9 protein-coding genes are annotated in these 9,796 nt (G+C 72.4%); 5 read left to right on the top strand and 4 right to left on the bottom strand.

The window, feature by feature from the left end; translation table 11 throughout:
• Window positions 1–156: 156 nt before the first annotated feature.
• From OG568_RS48325 to OG568_RS48340, 4 genes are all read right to left on the bottom strand, one after another.
• A complete protein-coding gene (locus OG568_RS48325; protein WP_329529726.1) occupies window positions 157–768 on the bottom strand; it encodes a helix-turn-helix transcriptional regulator in 612 nt (203 codons plus the stop codon).
• A 219-nt stretch (window positions 769–987) separates the two neighbouring features.
• Window positions 988–1,140, bottom strand: coding sequence for a hypothetical protein (locus tag OG568_RS48330; protein ID WP_329529727.1), 153 nt, complete (start codon window positions 1,138–1,140; stop codon window positions 988–990).
• A gap of 169 nt (window positions 1,141–1,309) precedes the next feature.
• Window positions 1,310–2,566 (bottom strand): DUF362 domain-containing protein, encoded by a 1,257-nt coding sequence (locus OG568_RS48335; RefSeq protein ID WP_329529728.1) that lies wholly within the window; start codon window positions 2,564–2,566, stop codon window positions 1,310–1,312.
• A complete protein-coding gene (locus tag OG568_RS48340; RefSeq protein ID WP_329529729.1) occupies window positions 2,563–3,234 on the bottom strand; it encodes a cyclase family protein in 672 nt (223 codons plus the stop codon). The genes OG568_RS48335 and OG568_RS48340 overlap by 4 nt, the downstream gene beginning before the upstream one ends.
• 536 nt (window positions 3,235–3,770) lie before the next feature.
• On the opposite strand from OG568_RS48340, the gene aroF reads away from it, so the two are divergent.
• The 5 genes from aroF to larC are packed head-to-tail and all read left to right on the top strand — an operon-like array spanning window position 3,771 to window position 9,415.
• Window positions 3,771–4,826, top strand: coding sequence for a 3-deoxy-7-phosphoheptulonate synthase (gene aroF / locus OG568_RS48345; RefSeq protein WP_443077917.1), 1,056 nt, complete (start codon window positions 3,771–3,773; stop codon window positions 4,824–4,826).
• Between the two features lie 16 nt (window positions 4,827–4,842).
• On the top strand, window positions 4,843–6,378 hold the full coding sequence (locus OG568_RS48350; RefSeq protein WP_329529731.1) for an isochorismate synthase: 1,536 nt from the start codon (window positions 4,843–4,845) through the stop codon (window positions 6,376–6,378).
• A gap of 6 nt (window positions 6,379–6,384) precedes the next feature.
• Window positions 6,385–7,332 carry an ATP-dependent sacrificial sulfur transferase LarE gene (gene larE, locus OG568_RS48355; protein WP_329529732.1) on the top strand — a complete coding sequence of 316 codons (948 nt, stop codon included), beginning with the start codon at window positions 6,385–6,387 and terminating at the stop codon, window positions 7,330–7,332.
• Entirely contained in the window at window positions 7,322–8,122 is an 801-nt protein-coding gene (gene larB / locus OG568_RS48360; RefSeq protein WP_329529733.1) for a nickel pincer cofactor biosynthesis protein LarB, read from the top strand. Before larE ends, larB begins: the two co-directional genes overlap by 11 nt.
• The gene (gene larC / locus OG568_RS48365) at window positions 8,123–9,415 is read left to right on the top strand and encodes a nickel pincer cofactor biosynthesis protein LarC (RefSeq protein ID WP_329529734.1); all 1,293 of its coding nucleotides are present in this window, start codon (window positions 8,123–8,125) and stop codon (window positions 9,413–9,415) included. It abuts the gene before it with no gap.
• Window positions 9,416–9,796: the final 381 nt, after the last annotated feature.

Consider the following 9,796-nt stretch of genomic DNA (forward strand, 5'->3'; position numbering starts at 1 on the left):
ACTCTGCGAATCAACACGTGCTGCTCGAATTCGGCAACAAACGGTGTCAGCTCTCGGTTACAAATCCAATGTGGACATTGCGTTCCGGGCCGAAATCCGGCCCCGGAGCCGCATGATTACAGGGCGGGTGGGCCCATGTCTCACCTCGCCGGACAGTCAGATGAGTCCCGCGCGCACCGCCCACGAGACGGCGTGTGCCCGGTTGCGCACGCTGAGCCGTTTCATGATGGCCTGGAGGACGTTTTTGATGGTCCGCTCGGAGTAGCGGAGCGCTGCGGCGATCTCCGCCGTCCTGGCGCCGTCGGAGATCATCTTCAGGATCTCGATGTCGCGGTGCGAGAGGCCGTGGAGCTGAGCACCGCATGAGTTCACGTTCTTGACGTGTTCGGCCAGCAGCCGGATCGCCGAGGTAGGCAGAACGCAGTCGCCCGGGTGGCAGACGGCCTCGACGATGCGCTCGTAGGTGCTGTCCGGGCGCAGCAGCAGGTTGGTGAGGCCCAGCTCGACTGCACGGACCAGCTCCCGCTCGCTGATGTCGTTCACCACCAGCACCACGCGTCGACTCCGGTTGCGGTTGACGGTCGCGGCGTTGCGGAGCAGCGCCAGGGTGCTCTCGGTGATGCGTGTGGTGAGGAGGAGGAGCACGTCGGCGGTCGGCAGGGCATCGATCGGACTCAGGCGCAACCCGTCGACGCGGCTGAGATAGGCGTCCGTGCCTTCTTTGACGATGGGATCGTCAGCGATGACGACGACGGTGGGCTGAGGCATTGCTCCTCCAAATCGGGCTTAGGTGCTTGCCGGCGCCTGGCGATGGTTCGTCCCTCAGGGCTCGGTACGCGGCCGGTCCGGTGTGGTGACCGGGTCCGCGCGGCGCCCCGGGGCATCATGCGTGCTTCCGCGCGGGGCGGTCGGGTGGTGCGTGCTTCGGTGTTCCGCGCTGTGGCGCGTCACAGTGCGGCTTGGCGGCGTATGCCGGGGTGTCCCCGGCTACGCGGTGGCGAAGGTGGGGCCCTTGTCTTCGGCCAGCGCGTGGTGCGCGGGGGACGGTTTCGGCGCGTGGTCCGCCGTGCCCATCGCCGTGAGTCCAAAGGCCAGCACCGCAGTGAGGATTCCGACCAGTCCGGCTCGCTTGCGTCCCATGGTGGTTGCCTTTCGCGTGGTGGTCGCTGTTGACACCGTTGATGCTGGGCGTGGCCTTTCCCGATGGGTTCCCGCCGCGTTACCGGGGACGAGTACCGGGGCGGGAACGGCATGGAGCCCGGGCGCCGGGGACTGCCGGGCGCCGGGCTCCACGCGAGGTCGTCAACGTTCAGACAGACTCCTCAAGTTCGGGCCAGACCGGGTCGAGGGCGGTGCCTGACACCGGCAGGCGTGACTGACTGAGCTCGGCTTCCGACACGGGCAGACCCATGGCCTGCCGGAACCCGGCCACCTGGATCGCCCGCGGTGGACACCCTTCGAGGTACACTCCCGCCTCGCGGTGCTCGTACGTCGCGTTGCCGACGAGGACCACCGCGCCGCGCAGTTCGGGCAGTTCGGTCCGGGGCCCGGACACGACGGTCAGTTCCCCCTCGTACGCGAGCAGTTCGCCGCGCAGTTGCCGCAACGCCGCGGCGATCCAGCGGCGGCAGTCCGGGCAGGCCGTTTCGGCATGGATGTGGATGCCCGCCCTGGGCGGGGTCAGATCCACCGGTCCGCGTTCGATTTGGAAGGACACGTCGCGAAGCTCCTCCCCGCGGACCCCGATGGACTGGAGGTCGGCCGGGCCCAACCCACGCCTCCAGGCGTCCTGGAGGTAGGCGAGTTCCGACGGGTCGATCCCGGCCATGGCTGCCGTCACCGCGTCCAGGGCCACGGCGTTGCGGGAGGCGGCCACCACGCCCACCGTCCTGCTCCGGCCGGCCATCGGGTAGTTGCCCTCGATGACCGTCGTCGCGTCGCACACCACGAGGTGCTGCGGGCGCAGCAGGTTGAGGTCGACGATGCTCTCCTCGACCCCCGCCATGTGGACAATGCGGGTGGTGAGCCCCGGCAGCAGGCCGACAAGGTTCTTCATGGCGTTGGTGAACACGACACTGGAGTGGGTACGCAACTGCGGGGCTCCAACGAAAAAGTCGCAGTCGGTGACGAGGTCGGGCACCGCGATCGGCACCCGCAGCGAGGTGGCCCCCGGGATCTGCACGATGCGCAGCGGCCGATCGTCGAAGCTGACCACTTCGGCGTACCGGTGGACGGGGCTGTCCCGCAGAATCTCCTGGAGCACCCGGGTGCGCTCCGCGACGAACACCTGTGCTCCGCGGGCCGAGGCGCGTCTGGCCAGCGCGAGCAGCACCTCGGGGCTGGTGCGGAAACCCGGCTTGCGCTGGAACATGTTGGGCTTGATCACGACCCGGTCGCCGCGTCCCAGCGCGTCCAGCGGGTCGCCGACGAGCCCCAGAGCGTCCTCGACCGCGCGGTCCACGGCCTCCGCCGTCGGCGCGCGGGTGCGAGTGAGCGAGACCGTGGCGGTATCGCCGGTGGCAGGACGTCTGGACGGTCCGGTGGCGTCGGTCCGGCCTGGGTTCACAGCGGCCAGTCCTCGAAGACCACGGCGCGCACCGGCGCCGCCTCGACCCCCGCGATCTTGATGGGCAGCGCCATGAGCTGGGCCACCGGTCCGGTGATCCGGTCGAGGTTCTGGATGTTCTCCAGGATCGGTATCCCGGCGCCGAGCAGCCGCCGATGGACCTGGCCGCTGCGGTCGTCAGGGCGCTCGGTGATGCAGTCCATGCCGACGAGCACCGCCTGGTGCTCCACGGCCCAGTCAGCGGCGGAGACCGTGAGGTACGGCGGGTTGTCCCAGTAGTCCGCGCGGCCGAGGTAGCGGTTGGGGTGGTCGGTCCTGATCAGCAGCCGGTCCCCGGGCTGCCACACGGCCTCCAGCGCCTTGTCGAGATCCTCGCCGGTGACCGGGTCCAGGTCCCCCTTGTGCGAGAGATCCGCGATGCAGACCCGGCCGACGAAGATCTCCAGGGGGACCTCGTCGATTTTCTCGCGGTCCTCGTAGAAATGGAATCCGGATTCGACGTGGGAGCCGTTGTGCGGGAAGAGGTTCAGGTCGGAAAAAGTGCGGCCGCCGTTAGCGGGGTCGGTGGCCGGCGTCATGGCCCGGCGCGTACCGAACTCCGGATACCAGGGGGCGTCATAGGACGGCATCCCCGGGTACCAACCCTGACTGATGTCAATCATCTTCATCTTCCTGCCTCCGTATGCGTCGGAATTCCAGGCCGCCCTCCTGCCGGGGCGCATCAATAGCATGGGCCAGAAACCTCGTTCTGCCTCTCGTCTCCTTGTGGACATGGCCGTATGGGGAAAGCGGGGGTGCATCGGCGGCAAAAGGTGCACACCGGTGGAACGCGGCGCCGCGTGAGGAGCGCCGTACGAGACGTCGTACCTGGTGGGAGCAGGTTTCCGGGTCGACAGGCCGGTGGGCCGGACGGCTCGGGGGCGGGGCTAGGAATAGGCCGCGCCGACGTGGCAGCATCCTTCTCATCACCGAACGGGCACGCCGGGCCCGCGGCCCCGGAATCGCCGGCCACCGTACCGGCACCCCGCAAAAAGGGTGCGACACACGTCCTTTCCGGAAAATTCCGGGCCGCCGCCGCCACGCGCGGGCCGGCCCTCTCGAGCCCGAATTCACCACGGCGCCCCGCGACTTGCGGGAATCGCCTCCGTCCGCGAAACCTCCCGCAAAGAGAGGTGCGCGGCGCACACACCTAGGGAAGGCACCAATGATCGCTGTCATGAGCGCAGACGCGACGCCGGACCAGATCGCAGACGTGCTGGCCCTGCTGAGGGAGATCGGCCTCGATCCGGTGATCGGCGAATTCGCGGGCGCCACTCTGGTGATCACCGAGGCGGCCGCGGCGCCCGAGGTGGCGTTCGCCGTCGAGACCGCCGCCGGCGTGGACCGTTTGGTCATGGTCTCGGGGGCCCAGCAGTTGACCGGGCGGGACTTCTGCCCCGCCGACTCCCGGGTCGAGGTGGGCGGCCCGGACGGGGCCGTCTTCGGCGGCGACGGGTTCGTGGTGATCGCCGGACCCTGCGCGGTGGAGAGTCAGTCCCAGATGAACGGCGTCGTCGACTCGGTCGTGGCCGCCGGCGCTGCGATGCTGCGCGGCGGCGCCTTCAAGCCCCGCACCTCGCCCTACAGCTTCCAGGGCCTCGGGGTCGCGGGCCTGGCCCTGCTGGCCGAGCAGCGCAGCCGCACCGGGCTGCCCGTCGTCACCGAGGTGGTCACCCCGCAGGACGTCGAACGGGTCGCCGAGGAGAGCGACATGCTCCAGATCGGCACGCGCAACATGCAGAACTTCGCCTTGCTCCGTGAGGCCGGGACGTCCGGCCGACCGGTGCTGCTCAAGCGGGGCATGGCGGCCACCATCGAGGAGTGGCTGCTCGCCGCCGAGTACCTGATGCACATGGGCAACGGCGACGTGGTGCTCTGCGAGCGGGGCATCCGCTCCTTCGACCGCAGCACCCGCTTCACCCTCGATCTGAGCGCAGTCGCCGAGGCCAAGCGGCTCACACATCTGCCCGTGATCGTCGACCCCAGTCACAGCACCGGCCGGCCCCACCTCGTCGGGCCCATGTCCCTGGCCGCCGCCGCGTGCGGGGCCGACGGGCTGCTGATCGACGTGCACACCGACGCGCAGGCCGCTCTCTGCGACGGTGCCCAGGCGCTCAGCGGCGCGCAGTTCACCGAACTCATGGACCGGCTCCGGCCGGTCGCGGAGGCCGTCGGCCGCACCCTGTGGCAGCCGCGCGCCCACGGCCTGACACGTGTCTGACCCCCGGAGGCGAACGATGTCCGTCGATACCCACCTGCCCCCCCGTCCGCTGCCCGGCCGGCACCTGTCCCGCCCAGGGACAGCCTGCGGTCCGGCCGCCGCGCCCGCGCTCCCCGGGGACACCGCTCCGGGCCCGCTCGGCCGCTCCTTCCACGAAGACCTCCTCGACGTGTGCCGACGGGCCGCCGCCGCCGCCCGCCGGGAGGCGCGCCCCGTGCTCGCCAGTTGTGCCACCCGGTCACCGCAACCGCGCCCCATCGACCTGTGGAGCCACGGCCGTACGCAGACGGAACGCTCCCTGCTCTGGCAGTCGGCATGGGACGGCGGCTTCCTCGTCGCCTTCGGTACCGCCCACGACGTGACCGCCCACGGTGACAGCCGTGTTGCGGTCACCCGGGAGTCCTGGCAGCGGCTGAGTTCGGGCGCGGTGCTCGGCGGACGTCCCGGCGAAGGACCCACCGGGATCGGCCCCGTGCTGGTGGGCGGCTTCTCCTTCGCCCCCGCCAGGACACCGAAGGGCTCCGCCTGGCCCGACGGGCTGATGTGGGTGCCGGCACTCCAGATACGCGGCGCCACCGCCGCCGGCACGGCGGAGGTCCGCCTGAACGCCGTCATCCACCCCGGGGACAACCCCCGCCACGTTGCCCGGTCCCTGATCCGCCTGGCGGCACGGTGTCTTGCCGCGGCGCCGCCCGCCACCTCTGCGTCCGGCGAACCAAGCGGCGCAGCCGCGGCCCTGACCGAAATTCCATCGGCCGAGGACTGGAAGCACCTGGTCCGGCGCGCTGTCGGCCGCATTGGCGCCGGCGGCTTCGAGAAGGTCGTGCTCGCCCGTGAGGTGCGGGTGACCGCCGGTGCGCCGTTCGACCTCCCGGCGGCGCTTCGGCGGCTGGAGCGGACGCACCCGCACGCCACGGTGTTCGCCGTGGGCCGCGGCACCCAGACCTTCCTCGGAGCGACCCCGGAGTATCTCGTACGGCTCACCGGCCGTGCCGTACACACCCTCGGACTCGCCGGCACCGCGCCCCGGGGAGCCACCCCCGAGCAGGACGCGGCCCTGGCGCGGGAACTCACCGACAGCGCCAAGACCAGGCACGAGCACGACGTGGTGGTACGCGCCCTGCGGGACGCCCTGCGCGCCACCTGCACGCACCTGGACGAGGAGGCACCCCGGGTGGTCAAACTCCCCCACGTGCAGCACCTGTCGACAGCCGTCGAGGGGCGACTCGCCGACACCTCCGCCGGAATCCTGGACCTCGTCGAGCGCCTCCACCCCACCCCGGCGCTCGGCGGCCACCCCCGGGCCCAGTCCCTCGACTGGCTGGCCGACAACGAAGGGATCGACCGCGGCTGGTACGCCGCCCCGGTCGGCTGGGCCGACACTGCGGGCCAGGGCGAGTTCGCGGTCGCGATCCGCAGCGGCCTGGTCGACTCCAACACCGCCTCGCTCTACGCCGGCTGCGGCATCGTCACCGGCTCGGACCCCGAGGACGAGTACGTCGAGACCTGCGCGAAGCTGCGCCCTATGCTCCACGCCCTCGGAATTGGGTGACCTGTGATGCCCACGCCCCTGCCTTCGACCCTTCCGACCGCCGATCCGGCGGCTCTCACCGCCTTGGCTGCGGCGCCCCGCCCCGCCCTTGCTGCCGAGGACGCCGAACTCGCCTCGCGCCTGGATGACCTGCACGCGCGCCTGGCCGGCCTCGACTCGCTGCTGGTGGCCTTCTCCGGAGGCGCCGACTCGACGCTGGTCGTGGCCGCGGCCGCGCGCGCCCTCGGCCCCGGCCGCGTCCTCGCCGCGACCGGCGACTCCGCCAGCCTGTCGGAGCGCGAGCGCGGCGCGGTCCGCGCGATCGCCCAGGACCTCGGGGTCCGCCACGCCTTCGTGACCACCCATGAACTGGAACGCACCGGATACCGGCGCAACGCACGGTCCCGGTGCTGGTTCTGCAAGACCGAACTCCTCGACCGGCTGCGGACGTTCGCAACGGGAGAGGGGATCGGCCAGATCGCCACGGGCACCAACGCCGACGATCTCCTCGACCCGTTCCGCCCCGGCATCAAGGCCGCGGCCGCACAGGGCGCCCTGACCCCGCTGGCCGACGCGGGCCTGACGAAGGCCCAGGTGCGGGCCGCGAGCAGCCGGTGGGGACTGGCCACTTGGAGCAAACCGGCTTCCCCGTGCCTGTCCAGCCGCATCGCGTACGGGCTGACCATCACCCGGGAACGGCTGTCCCGCGTCGAGCAGGCCGAGGAGGCGCTGCGGAACGCGCTGCGGAACGCCGGGATCACCTCCGGTGATCTGCGCGTCCGCGATCTCGGGGACCGTGCCCTGATCCAGGTCGACCGGCCCGCGGTCCCGGCGGTGCTGGGCTGCGACCCGGCCCTGGACGCCGTGCGCGCGGCCGGGTTCGGGCAGGTCGAGGTCGATCCCCTCGGATTCCGCTCGGGATCCCTCAACACCATGGCCGTCGGACGACCCCGGGAGGACGGGAATGGACGTTGACGAGGTGCGCACACTCCTGGAACGCGTCGCGTCGGGAGCGGGCACGGTCGAGGACGCGTTGCGCGCCCTGCGGGACGGACCGCTGTCGGGCGCGGGGCGCGGCGGCGTCAGGGACCTCGGCTTCGCACGGCTGGACACCCACCGGGCCTTGCGGACCGGCGACCCCGAAGTCGTCTACGCCGCGGGGAAGACCCCGCAGCAGACCGTCGCCCTGCTGCTGGCGCTGCGCGAGCAGCCGGGCTCGCGGCCGGCGCTGGCCACGCGGCTGTCCGACGAGACGCTGGCAGCCGTCGAAGCGGCCCTGCCGGACGCCCGGGTGGACGCGGTCGCCCGCTGCGCCGCGCTCGGCGAACGCCCCACGCACCGCGGCACGGTCACCGTGCTCTCCGCCGGCACCTCCGACGAGCCGGTGGCAGCCGAGGCGGCCTTCGTCGCGGCGGAGTACGGCTGCGCGGTGCGCCGCATCCGCGACGTGGGCGTGGCCGGCCTGCACCGGCTCCTGGCGGTCCTCGGCGAACTGCACGACACCGACTGCCTCATCGTGGTGGCCGGCATGGAAGGCGCGCTGCCCAGCGTGGTCGGCGGCCTGGTCGGGGTCCCCCTCATCGCGGTTCCGACGAGCGTCGGCTACGGCAGTTCACTCGGCGGTCTGACCGCCATGATGGGGATGCTGAACTCCTGCGCGCCCGGCATCACCGTCTGCAACATCGACAACGGATTCGGGGCGGCCGTCGCCGCTGCCCGGATCGCCCGCCGCGCCGCGGGGGCGCCGCACCAGGAGGTGACCTAGATGGCCGCCTCAGCGTGGTTCGACTGCTCGTCAGGGGCCAGCGGAGACATGCTCATGGGCGCGCTGCTCGACGCCGGGGCCTCGGTGGAGACCCTGCAGCGGGCGGTCGACGCGGTCGTGCCCGGAGCGATCCGCCTCCGCACCGAGCGCGTGGTACGCGGCGGGCTCGCCGCGACCAAGGCGCACGTTGACACCGAGCCGAGCCCCCCGCACCGCACCTGGCACGCCGTACGCGCCCTGCTCGCCAGGGCGTCCCTCCCCGCGCCCGTCCGCGACACCGCGCTGTCGGTGTTCTCGCGGCTGGCCCGCGCCGAGGCGGCCGTCCACGGCGTCCCCGTCGACGACGTGCACTTCCATGAGGTGGGCGCGCTCGACGCGATAGCCGACGTGACGGCCGTCTGCGCCGCGCACCACGAACTAGGGATCACCGAGGCGACCTCGACCCCCCTGGTCCTGGGCCACGGCCGGGTCGACAGCGCGCACGGATCAATCCCCGTGCCCGTCCCCGCCGTGCTGCGCCTCGCCGCCGACCACGGGGCCCCGGTCCGCTCCGGTGACCAGCCCTTCGAGATGTGCACGCCGACGGGGGCTGCCCTGCTGCTGACCCTGTGCGGCTCGTGGGGCGGTTTGCCGCTGCTGCGGGTACGGGCCACCGGAACCGGCGCCGGCACCCGCGACCTGCCGCGGACGCCCAACGTCGTCCGGGTCGTTTTGGGCCGTTCCGTCACAGCAGCAGGCGGCGAGGTCGAGGACGGCGAGGACGGCGGGGGCGGTGAGCCCCGGCTCACGGAGGCGGTGGTCGTCGACGCCAACATCGACGACCTCGACCCCCGCGTCTGGCCGTACGTCCTGTCCCGGCTGCTGGAGTCGGGCGCCGCCGATGCCTGGCTCACCCCGATCGTGATGAAGAAGGGGCGCCCCGCCCACACCTTGTCGGTCCTGTGCCCGCCGTCCCGGCTGGCCGCGCTCCGCGATGTCGTGCTGACCGAGACCTCGACCCTGGGCCTGCGCGAGTACCCGGTCGGGAAGCACGAGTTGGCGCGGCACTTCGCCACCGTGTCGCTGGACGGGCACCCGGTCCGGATCAAGTTCGCCAGCCACCGCCACCGCCTTGTCAACCGACAACCTGAGTACGAGGACGTCGCCGCCGCCGCGTCCGCGCTCGGCATCCCCCTCAAGACCGCCCTCGCCCGGGCGTCGGCAAAGGCTCAGGAACTCGCGCCGAGCGCCTCGTCGTGGAGCACCGCGACCCCGCTCCCGCCCGACGGCGAGGGCGGCGGAGGGGGGAGCTGACCCCGCGGGCAGAACGCCCGGCCCCGGCGGCAGCCCGCCGAGGCCGAACCTGTGCCCCCCGCCCGACCGCTGCCCCGACGGCGGCAAACCCCGCGCCGGCTCCCGCTGTCGCCTCGCACCCCCGCGACCCCTTGGGCGTCGCGGGGGTGCGAGGCTGAGCGCCGTCGTGGGGCCGGTTACCGACGGAGCGCGGTGGCACGGGCGGCCAGGGCTTCCGTCGCGTGCTGTCGCGAGGACGGCCAGGGCCGCGGGCCCGGACCGGGCGGGCCCAAGGGGGCGTGGCCGCGTGGGCTGGGACCGGGCGGGGCGGCCGCGTAGCCCGGGGACGGGCCGGGGCAAGGCAACGAGCCGCCCTGCGACAGCCCATGCGTCGAAGACGCG

It is taken from the genome of Streptomyces sp. NBC_01450, from assembly GCF_036227505.1.
Classification (GTDB): domain Bacteria; phylum Actinomycetota; class Actinomycetes; order Streptomycetales; family Streptomycetaceae; genus Streptomyces.

Coding starts and splice junctions, on each gene's coding strand:
- OG568_RS48325 (WP_329529726.1), bottom strand. CDS start 768: ATGCCTCAGCCCACCGTCGTCGTCATCGCTGACGATCCCATCGTCAAA.
- OG568_RS48330 (WP_329529727.1), bottom strand. CDS start 1,140: ATGGGACGCAAGCGAGCCGGACTGGTCGGAATCCTCACTGCGGTGCTG.
- OG568_RS48340 (WP_329529729.1), bottom strand. CDS start 3,234: ATGAAGATGATTGACATCAGTCAGGGTTGGTACCCGGGGATGCCGTCC.
- aroF (WP_443077917.1), top strand. CDS start 3,771: ATGATCGCTGTCATGAGCGCAGACGCGACGCCGGACCAGATCGCAGAC.
- OG568_RS48350 (WP_329529731.1), top strand. CDS start 4,843: ATGTCCGTCGATACCCACCTGCCCCCCCGTCCGCTGCCCGGCCGGCAC.
- larE (WP_329529732.1), top strand. CDS start 6,385: ATGCCCACGCCCCTGCCTTCGACCCTTCCGACCGCCGATCCGGCGGCT.
- larB (WP_329529733.1), top strand. CDS start 7,322: ATGGACGTTGACGAGGTGCGCACACTCCTGGAACGCGTCGCGTCGGGA.
- larC (WP_329529734.1), top strand. CDS start 8,123: ATGGCCGCCTCAGCGTGGTTCGACTGCTCGTCAGGGGCCAGCGGAGAC.